This is a genomic window from Bordetella genomosp. 9 (genome assembly GCF_002119725.1).
In the GTDB taxonomy this organism is placed as follows: domain Bacteria; phylum Pseudomonadota; class Gammaproteobacteria; order Burkholderiales; family Burkholderiaceae_B; genus Bordetella_C.
In genome coordinates this window covers 3,658,575-3,673,234 of sequence record NZ_CP021109.1, presented here as the reverse complement: position 1 = coordinate 3,673,234, position 14,660 = coordinate 3,658,575, and the positions used below count along the sequence as shown (strand labels likewise).

General features: G+C 66.4%; 15 protein-coding genes. 6 read left to right on the top strand and 9 right to left on the bottom strand.

Features of this window, described 5'->3' with window-relative positions; all coding sequences use genetic code 11:
• Positions 1-152: 152 nt before the first annotated feature.
• The 3 genes from CAL13_RS16895 (at position 153) to CAL13_RS21615 (ending at position 1,983) form a co-directional block, all read left to right on the top strand.
• Positions 153-812, top strand: coding sequence for a bifunctional 4-hydroxy-2-oxoglutarate aldolase/2-dehydro-3-deoxy-phosphogluconate aldolase (locus CAL13_RS16895; protein WP_086058418.1), 660 nt, complete (start codon positions 153-155; stop codon positions 810-812).
• The gene (locus tag CAL13_RS16890) at positions 805-1,731 is read left to right on the top strand and encodes a sugar kinase (protein WP_086073011.1); all 927 of its coding nucleotides are present in this window, start codon (positions 805-807) and stop codon (positions 1,729-1,731) included. Before CAL13_RS16895 ends, CAL13_RS16890 begins: the two co-directional genes overlap by 8 nt.
• Positions 1,732-1,854: 123 nt before the next feature.
• Positions 1,855-1,983, top strand: coding sequence for a hypothetical protein (locus CAL13_RS21615; RefSeq protein ID WP_254925996.1), 129 nt, complete (start codon positions 1,855-1,857; stop codon positions 1,981-1,983).
• Between the two features lie 139 nt (positions 1,984-2,122).
• On the opposite strand, the gene CAL13_RS16885 is transcribed toward CAL13_RS21615, so the two are convergent.
• The 5 genes from CAL13_RS16885 to CAL13_RS16865 form a co-directional block, all read right to left on the bottom strand.
• Entirely contained in the window at positions 2,123-3,112 is a 990-nt protein-coding gene (locus CAL13_RS16885) for a LysR family transcriptional regulator (protein ID WP_086058416.1), read from the bottom strand.
• Positions 3,113-3,271: 159 nt separating this feature from the next.
• A complete protein-coding gene (locus CAL13_RS16880) occupies positions 3,272-5,059 on the bottom strand; it encodes a branched-chain amino acid ABC transporter ATP-binding protein/permease (RefSeq protein ID WP_086073010.1) in 1,788 nt (595 codons plus the stop codon).
• Positions 5,056-6,102, bottom strand: coding sequence for a branched-chain amino acid ABC transporter permease (locus CAL13_RS16875; protein WP_086073009.1), 1,047 nt, complete (start codon positions 6,100-6,102; stop codon positions 5,056-5,058). The genes CAL13_RS16880 and CAL13_RS16875 overlap by 4 nt, the downstream gene beginning before the upstream one ends.
• Before the next feature lie 37 nt (positions 6,103-6,139).
• Entirely contained in the window at positions 6,140-7,300 is a 1,161-nt protein-coding gene (locus tag CAL13_RS16870) for an ABC transporter substrate-binding protein (protein WP_086073008.1), read from the bottom strand.
• 158 nt (positions 7,301-7,458) lie between these two features.
• Positions 7,459-7,992, bottom strand: a complete 534-nt coding sequence (locus tag CAL13_RS16865; RefSeq protein ID WP_086073007.1) for a hypothetical protein — start codon at positions 7,990-7,992, stop codon at positions 7,459-7,461.
• Positions 7,993-8,194: 202 nt separating this feature from the next.
• Here CAL13_RS16865 and ettA point away from each other — a divergent pair, with 202 nt between their 5' ends.
• Positions 8,195-9,868 carry an energy-dependent translational throttle protein EttA gene (gene ettA, locus CAL13_RS16860; protein WP_086058411.1) on the top strand — a complete coding sequence of 558 codons (1,674 nt, stop codon included), beginning with the start codon at positions 8,195-8,197 and terminating at the stop codon, positions 9,866-9,868.
• Between the two features lie 413 nt (positions 9,869-10,281).
• Positions 10,282-10,503: a glycine zipper 2TM domain-containing protein gene (locus CAL13_RS16855; RefSeq protein WP_086058410.1), complete on the top strand. Its 222-nt coding sequence runs from the start codon at positions 10,282-10,284 to the stop codon at positions 10,501-10,503.
• A 279-nt stretch (positions 10,504-10,782) separates the two neighbouring features.
• On the opposite strand, the gene minE is transcribed toward CAL13_RS16855, so the two are convergent.
• The 4 genes from minE to CAL13_RS16835 all read right to left on the bottom strand — a co-directional run bounded on the left by minE (position 10,783) and on the right by CAL13_RS16835 (position 14,024).
• Positions 10,783-11,037: a cell division topological specificity factor MinE gene (gene minE / locus CAL13_RS16850; RefSeq protein WP_086058409.1), complete on the bottom strand. Its 255-nt coding sequence runs from the start codon at positions 11,035-11,037 to the stop codon at positions 10,783-10,785.
• A 3-nt stretch (positions 11,038-11,040) separates the two neighbouring features.
• The gene (minD, locus tag CAL13_RS16845; protein WP_086058408.1) at positions 11,041-11,856 is read right to left on the bottom strand and encodes a septum site-determining protein MinD; all 816 of its coding nucleotides are present in this window, start codon (positions 11,854-11,856) and stop codon (positions 11,041-11,043) included.
• Positions 11,857-11,969: 113 nt separating this feature from the next.
• Complete coding sequence (gene minC / locus CAL13_RS16840) at positions 11,970-12,902, bottom strand: septum site-determining protein MinC (protein ID WP_086073006.1); 933 nt, start codon at positions 12,900-12,902, stop codon at positions 11,970-11,972.
• Between the two features lie 174 nt (positions 12,903-13,076).
• Positions 13,077-14,024, bottom strand: coding sequence for a CPBP family intramembrane glutamic endopeptidase (locus tag CAL13_RS16835; RefSeq protein ID WP_332459884.1), 948 nt, complete (start codon positions 14,022-14,024; stop codon positions 13,077-13,079).
• Between the two features lie 228 nt (positions 14,025-14,252).
• Between CAL13_RS16835 and CAL13_RS16830 the strand changes: the two genes are divergently transcribed.
• Positions 14,253-14,615, top strand: coding sequence for a hypothetical protein (locus tag CAL13_RS16830; RefSeq protein WP_086058405.1), 363 nt, complete (start codon positions 14,253-14,255; stop codon positions 14,613-14,615).
• Positions 14,616-14,660: the final 45 nt, after the last annotated feature.

Below are 14,660 nucleotides of genomic sequence, written 5' to 3'. Positions count from 1 at the left end.
AGGCGCATGCGATAATCTGCCTACATTGTGGGAAGTTGCCCACAATGTGGACTAGCCGCCGGCGCGCGGGGGCGCTTCCATGCGCTTCGCGCCGGCGCTACACGGTATTCGAACATCCAGGCCGCCGGCGGCGCGTTTTTCCGAGAGGACGCATGAGTACGAACGATTCCACCCAAGACCCACGCGCCGCCAAGCGCCAGGCGCTGCTGGCCGCTCGCGTCGTGCCGGTGCTGCGTTATGGCGATGCCGCCACCGCCGCCTACGCCGCCGAAGTGGCGATCGCCGCGGGCTGCACGACCCTGGAGCTGACCTGGACCATCCCTGGCGTGATCGACCTGGTGAAGGCGCTGCGCGACAAGCATGGCGACGGCCTGCTGCTCGGGCTGGGGACCGTGCTCGGTGAAGACCAGGCGCGCGAGGCGCTGGTCGCCGGCGTCGATTTCCTGGTTTCCCCCGGGCTGGTCCCCGAAATGGCGGCGTTGGCGCACGCGGCCTCGGCGCTGTGCCTGACCGGCGCCTTCACGCCTTCCGAAGTGATCCAGGCGCGCCGGGCCGGCGCCGATATGGTCAAGATTTTCCCCGCGGAAACGGGCGGTCCCAGCCATCTGGCCGCCCTCAAGTCGGTCTTCCCCGACACGCTGTTCTGCCCTACCGGCGGCGTGACGGAGAAGAACATGGGCGATTATTTCCGGGCCGGCGCCTCGCTGGTGGGTATCGGCAGCAACCTCTATGACAAGGCCGCTTTCGCCGCGCGCGACACCGCGGCGCTGGTCGCGCAGATCGCCCGGACCCGCGAGGCCGCCCATGCGTGATTTCGACATCGTCGGCCTGGGCGAACCGCTGTTGGAGTTCAACCAGACCCGGCCGGGCCAGCCGGAGTTCCTGCAGGGGTTCGGGGGCGATACCTCCAACGCCATCATCGCGGCCGCGCGGCAGGGTGCGCGCTGCGCCTATCTGACGCGCGTGGGGGCCGATGCCTTCGGCGAGCAACTGATGCAGCTCTGGCGCGCGGAAAACGTCGATACGGCTGGCGTGGTGGTCGATGCGCAGGCGCATACGGGCCTGTACTTCGTCCAGCATGGGGCCGACGGTCACGTCTTCAGCTATATGCGGCGCGGCTCCGCGGCCAGCCGCATGCAGCCCGAGGACCTGTCGCATGGCGTGATCGAGCGGGCAACCTTCCTGCACGTCTCGGGCATCAGCCTGGCGATCAGCGCGAGCGCCTGCGATACCGTCTTCGCGGCCATGCAGCGGGCGCGTGCCGCCGGTACGCAGGTCTGCCTGGATTCCAACCTGCGGCTGCGCCTGTGGCCTGTCGACCGGGCGCGCGCGACGCTGCGCGAAGCCATGCGGCTGGCGGACATTTTCCTGCCCAGCATGGACGATATGCGCCACCTGACGGGGCACACGGATCCCGACGGCACGCTGGAATGGATACGGGCATCGGGCGCCGCCGGCGTGATCGTTCTGAAGCTCGGAAAGGAAGGCGCCATCCTGGATGACGGGACGGCGCGCCTTCGCGTTGCCGGTTTGACGGTCAACGCGGTGGATGCGACCGGCGCGGGCGACTGCTTCGCCGGGAACCTGCTGGCGCGGCGCGCCCGCGGCGACGACTGGCCCGCCGCCGTGCGCTACGCCAACGCCGCGGCCGCGCTTTCCACCCAGGGGTTCGGCGCCGTCCAGCCGCTGCCCACGGCAAGCCAGGTGGAAGCGTTCCTGCGGGCGCGTTGACCGCGTACTGTTGCGGCAAACACGGGTGGAGCCAGTCAGCATCCCGGGGTGATACAATGCCGGGTTTTTCTGATTTTGGGGTGTTGATCCGCATCAACCGCCCGCAACCCTGGAGACTTCGTCATGGCTGAACGCAAACGCGTGCGTCGCAATACCCTGGAACGCCGTTGCCTGGGCAAGGCTTTCAAGCGTCTGTTCGTGAACTCGCCCAAGGGCGTGTTCAAGATGCTGGAAAAGATCAAGCGCGCTTGATCCTTGTCCAGGCTTGGTTCGGGCGTCACGCCTGGATCGAGCGGGGCATCGCCCCGGCCGCCGCTTCCGAGTGCTGTTGACCCGCCGCGGCAGCAATCAAACGCCGGCAATCGTCGCATTCGACGATTGCCGGCGTTTTTCATGCGCGCGATCCAGGCTCGGTCGTATTCCCGTCGTTCGCTCGGCCATGGCCGTCGCCGGCGGCTGGGCCGGCCTTTTCCCCGTTGGCCGGCGCCAGCTTGGGCACGATGAAATCCATGAACGCGCGTGTCTTGGCCGGCAGAATGCGGGACGGAAAGATGGCGTACACGGGCAGCGGCGCGGCCGTCCATTCCGGCAGCACGCGGGAAAGGGCGTATTCGCTCGCGATGCGGCCATGCGTGGCCGCGTAGACCGGCAGGGGCGCGATGCCCAGCCCCATGCTGGCGAAATCGCTGAGCAGACCCATATTGTTTGCGGTGATGCGGCCGTGCACGGTCACGCGCTCTTCCTGTCCGTCGCGGCATAGCAACCACGTGGACCCGGCTTCGTTTGAGAAGCTGCGCAGGCACTCATGCCGCGCAAGGTCGGCGGGCGTTTGGGGCCACCCATGCTTTTCCAGATACGCCCGCGACGCATACAGATGCCGCGTCAAGGCGATCAGTTCGCGTACCTCCATGCCTTCGGCAGCCGCCGGTTCCCCCATGCGCAGCATGACGTCGAAGGGCGCCGCATGCGGGTCCGCGGCGCGCAGGCTCAGGTCCAGCTCCAGCTCGATTTCCGGATATTCGTCGGTAAAGGCCTGCAGGGTTTCAGGCAAGAGCAGTATGGCCAGGCTGTTGGGCAGGCTGACGGTCAGTTTGCCTTCGGGGCGCGAGGACAGGGAAAAAAGCTGTTCGTGCGCAAAGCGGGCTTCGTCCACCAGTCCCTGGCAGCGCTCGAAGTACTGCGCGCCCGCCTCCGTCAGGTCCAGGCGACGGGTATTCCGATTGAGCAGGCGCATGCCGATCGCGCGTTCCAGCTCGCTGATGCGGCGGGACAGCGTGGACGTGGGCATGTTCAAGGCGCGGGCGGCCAGGCTGAAGCTCTTGCGGCGGGCAACCTCGACGAACAGCGCGATGTCGTTCAGTTGGATCGTGGCGGCGTCCATGCGCGCTCCGGGAAAGTCCGCGCGATTTTAGCGTCCATGGGGCTGCCGCCCCGGAAAATCCTTCGCGTCCCGCATCCGGACAGCGCGCCACGCCGGAGCTGGCGCGCCCGCTTACGGCAAATGCCGTTCAACGCACCATGCCGCCAACGCGCAATGCGGTCAATCCGCCATGCCCAGATACGCTTCAAGCACGGCGGGATGTTGCTGGATTTCGGCGGGCGCGCCTTCCGCGATCTTTTCGCCGAAGTCCATCACGATCACATGGTCGGCGACGTCCATCACCAGCTCCATATCGTGTTCCACCAGCAGGATCGCCATGCCGCCCGCGCGCAGCTTGCGCAGCAGCGCCGCGAGTTCGCGCTTTTCATGATGGCGCAGTCCCGCCGCCGGTTCGTCCAGCAGCAGCAGGCACGGATCCGAGGCCAGTGCGCGCGCGACTTCGACGATGCGCTGGCGTCCGAGCGGCAGCGTGCCGGCGGGCTCGTGCATCACGGCGCCCAATCCCACCCGTTCCAGTTCGCGAGCGGCTTCGGCCAGCAGCCGGGCCTCCTCGCGGCGGTCGGCGTGCCACGCCGACGCCCACACGCCATGAGCGCCGCGCAGATGCGCGCCCAGCGCCACGTTGTCCAGGACGCTCATCGCGGACAGCAGACGGACGTGCTGGAAGGTGCGGCTCATGCCCAGTGCGGCGATATGCCGCGCGCCCTTGCCCGCGATCGGCTCTCCAAGGAATAGCACCGACCCGGACGTGGGCGTATCGACGCCCGACAGCAGGTTGAATAGCGTGCTCTTGCCCGCGCCGTTGGGGCCGATCACGGCAACGATCTGGCCGGCCTCGACCGATAGAGCGATATCGCGGTTGGCCACCAGCCCCCCGAAACGTCGCGTCAGCCCGCAAGCCTCCAGAACGACGTCGCCGCGCGGCGGCAGAGGCCGGCGCGGCAAGGGTTCGGCCGACATATTGATGCGGCGCGGTGCGGGCGCCGGCGCATGGCGCGCGATCGCGGGCCAGATCCCGCCGCGTGCGCGATGCAGCAGCAGCACCATGCCGAATCCGAAAACGATGATTTCGAAGTTGCCGTTCTGTCCGAGCAAGCGGGGCTGGAAGTCCTGCAGCCACTGCTTGACCACCGTGAAAACGCCGGCGCCCACGAGCGCGCCCCAGATATGTCCGGCGCCGCCGATCACGGTCATGAACAGGTATTCGATACCCATCTGCAGCCCGAAAGGCGTGGGGTTCACGAAACGCTGCCAGTGCGCATACAGCCATCCCGAAGTGCTGGCCTGCAAGGCCGCCAGCACGAACAGGGTCATGCGCAGGCCAGTCGTGTTCACGCCCATCGCCTCGGCCACGAGGCGGCCGCCGCGCAAGGCGCGCATCGCGCGGCCTTGCCGTGAATCGAGCAGATTGCGCGTGTTCCAGAGCGCCAGCAGCAACAACAGCCAGATCAGGTAGTACATGCCGCGCGGTCCCAGTGCCGCGCCGGCGATGCGGATGGGCGGGATATCGCCGATGCCGCTGTAGCCGCCCAGCGCTTTCATCGCGCCGAAGGCGAAATAAAGGCTAAGTCCCCAGGCGATGGTGCCCAGCGGCAGAAAATGGCCCGAAAGCCGCAGCGTAATGGCGCCCAGTACGCCTGCCAGCATGCACGTCAACGCCAGGCCCGCCAGCAGCGCCAGCCACGGGGAACCGCCGAGCCAGCCCAGCCAGCCTGGCAGTGCGTCGGCGCGCGCACCCAGCAGCGCCGCGGTATACGCGCCCACGCCGACGAACGCCGCCTGCCCGAAGCTCGTCAGGCCCGCGATTCCCGTCAGGAGCACCAGCCCCAGCGCCACGAGCGCGGACAGCCCGACCGTCTGCAGCAGCGACAAATAGAACGGCGGCAGGAGCCAGGGCGCGCACAGCCAGGCGGCCAGGACCAGGGCCAGCAGGCGGCCGCGTGTCATTCTTCATCCTCCTCGATGCCGGCGTGCCGCAGCGACCGCCACAGCAGGAAGGGAATGATCAGCGTGAAAACGACGATTTCCTTGTACGCGCTGGCCCAGAACGCCGAGAAGGACTCGACCAGACCCACCATCAACGCACCGGCGACCGCCAGCGGATAACTCGCGAGTCCGCCGATGATGGCAGCGACGAAGCCCTTGAGGCTGATCAGGAAACCCGAGTCGTAGTACAGCGTCGTGGCCGGTCCGATCAAAATGCCGGAGCAGGCGCCCAGCGTGGCGGCCAACAGGAAAACCGTGCGTCCCGCGAAAGCCGGCGAAATGCCGACCAGCCGTGCGCCGGCGCGGTTGTCGGCCGCGGCGCGCAGCGCCTTGCCATAAACGGTGCGGCCGAAGAACCGGTACAGGCAGAGCATCCACAGCAGCGACACCGCCGCGATCCACAGCACCTGGCTGGCCACGCTGGCGGGTCCGAGCGCAAAACGCGCGTCGCTGAACGGCAGGGTGCGCGCGCCTTCCGGCCCGAAAACGAGCAGCGCAAGACCGACCAGCGCCAGGTGCACGGCGATCGACACGATGAGCAGGGTCAGCGTGGACGCATCGGCGATGGGCTGATAGAAAAGCCGGTACAGCTGGGGTCCCATGGGTGCGACGATGGCCAAAGTCAGCGCGGCCTGCGCCCATATGGGCAGTGAAGCCAGCGGCAGGGCGTGCAGCAGCGCCGCCAGCGCGAAAGGGTAGGCCAGCCTGGCGATCCGATGCCGCCGCGCGGGCTCCACGCCGCCCGCTGCGCCGCCACGGCCGGACAGGATGTCGCAGACCGTTTCCGCCACGGTGAACGCCGCCAGCAGCCAGACCAGCGCCGGCATTTGGCCGGCCTGCATGGCGCCCATGCAAAGGGCGCCGAAGACCACGAACTCGCCTTGCGGAATCAGCAGGATGCGGGTGACCGAAAACACCAGCAGGATGCACAGCGCGAGCAGCGCATAGACCGCGCCATTGGCGATGCCGTCCTGGCCCAGGATCAATGCGACCTGGGCATTCATGCGGCGGCCTCCCGGGCGTTGCGTCGGCGGCGGTGCATCACGGACGCGCGGTCTTGAGCAGCGTCCATTTGCCGTCCTTGACCGTGATCAGCTCGCGTCCCCGCTCGTCGAACCCGCTGTGATCCTGCGGCGTCATGTTGTAAACGCCTTGCGTGCCGACCAGTTCGCGCGTGCCTTCCAGCGCATCGCGCAGCGCCGCGCGGAAGGCTGGCGTACCGGGCTTGCCCGACTTCTCCGCCACGGGGACCGCGCGTTCCAGCAGCAGGCCGGCGTCGTACACGTTCGCGCCGAAGGTGGCCGGCGCCGACCCGTAGCGCTGGCGGTAGGCGTCGATGTAGCGCGCGGCGACCGGCTTGGACGGATTGCTGTCGGGGATCTCGTCGAGCACCAGCATCAGGCTCGCGGCCAGAATCGTGCCTTCGACTTTCTTGCCGCCCAGCTTGAGGAAATCGGGCAGGGCCGCGCCATGGGTCTGGTAGAAGCGGCCGGTGTAGCCCAGGTCGGCCAGCGTCGTCTCGGGAAGCACGCTGGCGCCGCCTGGCGCGGCGACGAGCACGGCGTCCGGGCGCGCCCCCAGCAGCCGCAACGCCTGGCCGGTGACAGAGCTGTCCGTGCGGACATAGCGTTCGTCCGCCACGATCGCGATATGGCGCTCGGCCGCCAGCGCGGAAAAGACCTTGTGCCAGTTTTCTCCATACGGGTCGTTCAGGCCGATGAACCCCACCGTCTTGATGCCGCTGCGGGCCATGTGGTCGGCCAGCGCCCGCGCGATGATGTCGTCGTTCTGCGTCGTTTTGAACACCCATTTCTTTTGCGGGTCCATGGGCAGCACGGCGGCCGCCGTGCCCACCGGCGCCAGCAGCGGCACGCCCGCTTCCGCGACGAACGGCAGGATGGCCAGGGTGTTTGGCGATCCGGGCGGCCCGATGATGGCGTCGACCTGCGCTTCGCCGATCAGCTTGCGAACCGCCGTCACCGTTTGGCTCGTGTCGCTGCCGTCATCCAGCACCACGTATTCAACCGAAATGTCGCCGATACGCGCCGGCAGCAGCGGCACGGTGTTTTTCTGCGGGATGCCCACCAGGGCGGTGGGACCGGTGGACGATGTGATAACGCCAACCTTCATCTGCGCGAAAGCGGGCACGGCGAGGCAGGCGGCCAGCAGCAACGACGCTGCGCGGGCAAGTTTCAACGGCATGAGGGCTCCAACGGAACATGGGCGCCGGCGACCGCCCGGGCCCTGAAAAACGGCGCTATTGAACCATGGCTGCGTGGCTCGTGGGCGGATGCGGGAGACCCCGCGACCGAAGGCGATGCGTGCCGGCCGCCTTTGCGCCCGCCAACGATGACGCCCTGCTAGTGGCGGTGTGGCGTATCGTCGGGCCGGACGCCGAAGGCCGCATCGTCTTCGTCGTCGTCATCCTCGTCGTCGTCATCGTCATCGTCCGCGCCGAGGATGGCAAGGTCTTCATCGGAAAGCGCGAAGGGCAGGACGTCGGCAAGGCTGTCCGACCACGCCGATTCTTCGCCGTCCTGGTCCAGTTTCACGAAGCGCTCGCCTTCGGCCAGCGTGATCTGTATGGCCCAGAGATACAGGCAGTCGTAGGCTTCTTCGTCGGTGCCCGTCAAGCCGCCGCGGCTGCCGAGCAGTCGCGCATTCGGCCCGCCCATTTGCACGCGCAGGGCCTCGTGCTCGCCGCCTTCGGGCACGTCTTCTTCCAACGGGATGCCGAAGGTGACCCATTCCAGGCCGTCATCCGCCGTGCCGACTTCGGCCAGGACGGGTTTGCCCAGATAGGCGCTGAGCGCGTCCGCTGTCTTGGCCAGCATGTCAAGCTCTGCGGCTTGAAAGCGTGCGACGGACTCGGGGGGATTGGCTGAGGCGGACATAAGGGTTCCTGCTGCTGCTGGAGGCCATGTCCTCGGACGTGGCCTTGAAAGCTGTAAGAATATCGAAAGAGAGCGAAAAGGAGAATCGTTCATAGTGGCGTCCCTGCTTTTCGCACGACGGCAAGGCAATACAGAAATGCAACCACCGTGCCGGCCGCGCCGGCCTACAATCGCCGTTCGATCGACATCACCGCAATTTCCAATGGCTCAATACGTCTACACCATGAATCGCGTCGGCAAGATCGTGCCGCCCAAGCGGCAGATCCTGCGCGACATTTCGCTTTCCTTTTTCCCCGGCGCCAAGATCGGCGTGCTGGGCTTGAACGGCTCGGGCAAATCCACTCTGCTCAAGATCATGGCGGGCGTGGACAAGGACATCGAAGGCGAAGCGATCCCGATGCCCGGCCTGAATATCGGTTATCTGCCGCAGGAGCCCCAGCTGAATCCGGCGCACACCGTGCGCGAGGCCGTCGAGGAAGGTCTGGGCGCCGTCGTCGCGGCGCGCAAGCGCCTGGATGAGGTCTATGCCGCGTACGCGGAACCGGATGCCGATTTCGACAAGCTGGCAGCCGAGCAGGCGGAACTGGAAGCCATCATCGCCGCGGCGGCCACAACGGGCGCGGACGATATCGAACACCAGATGGAAATCGCCGCCGACGCGCTGCGCCTGCCGCCGTGGGACGCCAAGGTGGAACATCTGTCGGGCGGCGAAAAACGCCGCGTGGCGTTGTGCCGCCTGCTGTTGTCCAAGCCCGACATGCTGCTGCTGGACGAACCGACCAACCACCTGGATGCGGAAAGCGTGGAATGGCTGGAGCAGTTCCTGCAGAAATTCCCCGGCACCGTGGTGGGCGTGACACACGACCGCTACTTCCTGGACAACGCCGCGGAATGGATACTGGAACTGGACCGCGGGCACGGCATCCCATGGAAGGGCAACTACAGCTCTTGGCTCGAGCAGAAGGAGGCGCGGCTCAAGCAGGAAGAGGCGTCCGAATCCGCGCGCCAGAAGACCATCAAGAAAGAGCTGGAGTGGGTGCGGCAGAATCCGAAGGGCCGCCAGGCCAAGGCCAAGGCCCGTCTGGCGCGCTTCGAGGAACTGTCTTCCTACGAATATCAGAAGCGCAACGAGACCCAGGAAATCTTCATTCCCGTCGGCGAACGCCTGGGCAATGAGGTCATCGAGTTCGAGAACGTCAGCAAGGCCTACGGGGACCGGCTGCTCATCGACAACCTCAGCTTCAAGGTGCCGCCCGGCGCCATCGTCGGCATCATCGGCCCGAACGGCGCCGGTAAATCGACATTGTTCCGCATGATCGCGGGCCGGGAACAGCCGGACGCCGGCAAGGTCACCCTGGGCCAGACCGTGAAGCTGGCCTACGTCGACCAATCGCGCGATTCGCTCACCGACAACAAGACGGTATTTGACGCCATCGCGGACGGCGCGGACGTGCTGACCGTCGGCAAATTCGAAATGCCTTCGCGCGCCTATCTGGGGCGCTTCAACTTCAAGGGCGCAGACCAGAACAAGATCGTCGGCCAGTTGTCGGGCGGCGAACGCGGCCGCCTGCATCTGGCCAAGACGCTGATCGCCGGCGGCAACGTGCTGCTGCTGGACGAGCCGTCGAACGACCTGGACGTGGAAACGCTGCGTGCGCTGGAAGACGCCTTGCTGGAGTTCCCGGGGAGCGTGATGGTGATCAGCCACGACCGCTGGTTCCTCGACCGTATCGCCACGCACATCCTGGCTTTCGAGGGTGACTCGCAGGTGGTGTTCTTCGATGGAAACTACCAGGAATACGAAGCCGACAAGCGCCGCCGCCTGGGCGAGGAAGGGGCAAAACCGAAGCGGCTCCGCTATAAGCCGTTGAAGTAGCCCACCCCCGAAGCGCTGCGCGCTCCCCCTCAAGGGGGCGACGCCAGCGGACCGGCGAAGCCGGATCCGCGGCGTCCCTGGTCGTGGGGCACCTGTTTTCATGGGTGAGGTCGGGGGCGCTCACCGCCGAAGCGCTTCGCGCTTCTCCCTCGAGGGGGCGACGCTGGCGGACTGGCGGAGCCGGATCCGCGGCGTCTGCGGTCGGGGGCGCCTGTTGTGGGCGGCGTCGCGGATGGATAGCTTGGGGCTGGGCGAGGTTGGTATATCTGGACACAACTGTTGGGCAATGTTCACAGTGCTTGGGCCCGGCATTTGCGATGCTGAGCATGTCGTCCACGACGGCATCGCCGAAGGCGGGTTGCGAACGCAAGTAGGGTGCACCGCCGCGCCTTCGATGTCTGGAGGAATCAATCATGAAAATCAAATCCTTGTCCAAGTTTTGCGCGGTTTGCATGCTCGCCTTGTCGGCGGCAGGTTGTTCCACCTGGGACAGCATGAGCCATCGTCAGAAGGCCACGGTGACGGGCGCCGGTATTGGCGGCGTTGCGGGTGCCGTGATCACCAACGGCGGTGTGCTGGGAACGGTCGGCGGCGCCGCCATCGGCGGCGTCATCGGCAACCAGGTGGGCAGGTAAGCCGGGTTCGGCGCTGCAACGGCCCGCTGGGCGCGCAGTGCTGAACCGGACGTTTGGGGTAAAAAAACCCGCCTTGGCGCAGTGGACCGGCCCCGAAGTTGGACAAAGATCCAGCCTTCGACGGTTCGGTTCACAGCGAGGCGGGTTTTTTGTCGACGGACGCTACTGCGCGCAAGGTATCAAAAGTATTCCGGCCGCCGCATGACCGCGGCCATCCATCGTGGCCGGCGGCCCATGTGCGGCGGCCGGGGATAATCGGTTGCGCGAACGCGCAAGCCGTCAGGCTTGCGGCATCTCGATCTTGACCTCGAGGATTTCCAGCGTGTCCTGCCGCTCCAGGTTGACCTTGATGTCGTCCGGATTGATGTTCACGTACTTGGAAATGACGGCGATCAGTTCCTGCTGCAGTTGCGGCAGATAATCGGGCGAGTCGCCGCGCCCCGAGCGTTCATGCGCAAGGATGATCTGAAGGCGCTCCTTGGCCACGCTGGCGGAGGACTTCTTCTGACCGAGCAGGAAAGACAAAAGCGACATCGGTTACTTGCCTCCGAATATGCGTTTCAGGAAATTGGGCTTCGCATAGTCGGTGAAGCGCAGCGAACGCTCCTCGCCCAGATAGCGGGCCACCACATCCTTGTAGGCTTCCGAGACATCGCTGTCTTTCAGGTGAATTGCCGGCAGGCCCTGGTTCGACGCCTGCAGCACGGCTTCGGATTCGGGAATCACGCCGATCAGCTTGATGCGCAGGATGTCCTCGATATCCGTGAGGGAAAGCATTTCGCCTTCCGAAACGCGCTTGGGGTTGTAGCGGGTCAGGAGCAGATATTCCTTGACCGGTTCTTCGCCCTGGACCGCACGCTTGGATTTCGCCGCCAGGATCCCCAGGATGCGATCGGAGTCGCGCACCGACGAGACTTCCGGGTTGGTGACCACCAGCGCGTCATCGGCGTAATAAGCCGCCATCAGCGCGCCCGTTTCGATACCCGCCGGCGAATCGCAGACGATGTACTCGAAGCCCATTTCCTTGAGTTCTTCCATGACCTTGCCCACGCCTTCCTGCGTCAGCGCATCTTTGTCGCGCGTCTGCGAGGCGGGAAGAACGAACAGGTTTTCCAGCTGTTTGTCCTTGATGAGCGCTTGCTTGAGCGAAGCTTCGCCCTGGATGACATTGACGAAGTCATATACCACGCGGCGTTCGCATCCCATGATCAAGTCCAGGTTGCGCAGGCCCACGTCGAAGTCGATTACAGCGGTTTTGTGCCCGCGCATCGCGAGGCCGGAAGAAAAACTGGCGCTGGTCGTCGTCTTGCCCACTCCGCCCTTGCCGGAAGTGACCACAACAATACGCGTCATGTCTGTAGAACCCTTTTGTTCTGAATAAATCGCAGTATCGTAAAGCAAAACGCCGCGCTTAGCGCTTCTTCAACGGCGTTGGCAACCGTTGGTCACGAAGTCGTGCGGGGTGGTCACCCCTTCAACGCTTCGATCCTCAATGTGTCGCCATCCAGGCGCACAAGCGCGGGCTGCCCGTGCAGCATGGCGTCCAGCTTGTCTTCCACCACCCGGTATACGCCGGCCACCGCCAGGAGTTCGGCATCCAGGTGCGTGGTGAAGATGCGGGCCGACGTGTCCCCGCGCGCACCCGCCATGGCCTTGCCGCGCAGCGGGCCGTAGACGTGGACGTTGCCGTCGGCGATGACTTCCGCGCCGGGGCTCACCATGCCGATGACGACCAGGTCGGTATGGCGGGCGTAGACGCGCTGCCCGGAACGCAGCGGCCGGCTGATGACGAGCGCCGACGACGACCTGGGATCGGCCGGGGTCGGGGCGGGCGCCGAGGTGGTTTCCCGCGCCTCGCGGTTTGGAAGGGGTTCGCGGGATGCCGCCGGCGCGCCGCTTTGCGATCGGGCGGTCGTGGGGGATGCGGAAGTCCCCGGAGTTTCGGTGGCCTGAGCCTGCCCGGCATCATCGGGGCCGGCGTTTTCGGCGCCGCCCTCAGGGGCGGGTGCGGTCGTGAGCCCCGCCGCCGGTTGCGTGGGCATTGGCGGCGGGGCGCCGCCAGCGTCCGCCGCGGGGGCCGGCCGCGCCACGGGCGTGGACAGTTCGACTGGCGTCAAACCCGCGGCGCGGGCCGCCGCCAGGTTTTCGCCATCGGCCGCGACGCCGATGGGCGGCAGGTTGTGCCCGCGCAGCGCTTCCAGCAGCGCAGCCCAGTCCACCACGCCTTCCACACGCGTGGCGTCGATGACGACGGGCTCGTTTTCGAAGAAGCTGCCCGCATCGGCCATCCGTTTGTTCAGGGCGGCGACGAGGCGCCCGGTATCGGCGCTATGGAGCACGACGCGTACGGCATAGAGCGTGGCGCTCTTGAAGTCCAGGGCGAGGGAATCGGTGTTCATCTTGACAGCAATGGGCCGGGGCGGCGCCCCGGTTGGGGGAACGTCGGGGATGATAACCGAGCGAGGGCGCCGGCGCGCCGGTGCCCTCCGTCCGTTCGGGCGGCGGCCGACCGCGGTGACGCGGCAGCGCCCCGGTTCGGGGCGGCCCGCGCCCGGCCATGCGGACGCGGACGCTTACGGAATCAGGCCCAGGAATGTCGTCGCCAGGCGGGCTTCCGGCAGGACGGTGTCGCGCATCGGGTAAGTGAACAGGAGCAGATGCACGGCGTTCAGTCCAAAATGCGCCAGCATGGCCGCGTACAAGCCGCCGCGGCGGTACGCCACTCCGTATCCGATGCCCGCGATCCCGGCCAAAACCATCCATTGCCAGCCGCCGCCGATATGGGCCGTCCCAAAGAGCGCTGCGGAGAGGCAAAGCGCCAGCCGGTCGCCGTGGCGGCGTCCGGCAAGCAGCCGTGACAAACCGCCCTGGACGTAGCCGCGAAACAGGGCCTCTTCGGCAAAGGTCACGAGCAACAGATTATTCAGCAGCCATAGCGCAACCCAGGCGCCGTTGCCCATGGGCCACTTCGGCGCCCATGCAACCATCCCGAAGGCCGTGGCGACGGCCAGGCAAACGGCGCTCGTTCCGATCCAGGCGGCGGCGCCCCATGCCAGAACGGTGGAAGCGGATCGCGGCGGATGTATCCAGGGCAAGACGAGCACCAGCCAGAATCCGACCAGGGGTTTATCCAGGTTCAAATACCACGCGTAGGGGACGGCATCGGACGTCAAGCGGCCACCCGGCATCGGAGCGTTATGGAATCCGGGCGCCAAATGCAGGCATAGCGCAATCGCCAGCGCAACGAAGATTGCATGACCGGCAAATTTCGCCAGGACGCCACGGCGGGACACGGCACACGCCGCCAGGATCAAAAGGAGCAGCGTCGCGGCGGCCGGTAGCGTCAACGTGCCATAAGTTTCTGGTCCGGTCCCGGGCGCGCGCGCGCCGCCGATCGCCGCCACGGCCATGGCCGTGGCCAGCAAACCCATGCCGAGGCGGCGGGTCAGGGGCGACAGGGTTGCGGGTACAGCCAGGAGCAAGCTTAGCCATACCCACGGATCGCCGGGCATCCACGCCATATATTTCTCCTGTGGGGCGGGCGCTGCGTGCGGACGCAGGCCCAAAGCCTGGGGACGGCGATCTCAGTGCCAACACGCCCCGGCTCGCTGCAGGAAGCACCGGTTTCGCATCGGCGCTCTGTGCGCCGGCGGCATTATCGTCCACGGCAAATTCGGCGTTGCGCCATGGGGCCACGGGCACACCCCTTGCACGACGCTTTGTCTGTTTCAGCGAGAAGGAGCCATCTCATGTCGAATCGCGATACGCCGCAGCGTCCCGCCGGATTGAGCGGTCAGGAAGAGGAAGATCTGCGCGCGCTGGAAAAGGGCTATGACCCGGAGGGCGGCGCACTGCCTGACGGAAATCTTCACGACGATCCCAATCGCAAGCCCGGCGACGATGCCGTGCCGGTGGCGTCCGCAGCCGCATCGGCGAGGCGCCGTCCCGATACGGGGGTTCTGGCTCCCGATCAGCCCAAGCCGGTGGATGATGCCGAGAAACGCGGCTTGCTGCCTTCGAGTCACGTGGCCACGCCGCCGGTGGACCGGCCCGACGATACGGCACAAGGGCCCGTGGACCTGGACCCCGATCCGGCGCGCCGGCGGCCCTGATATCGGCACATGGGCCGGCTCGGGTATCGGCCGGTCCATTGCTTC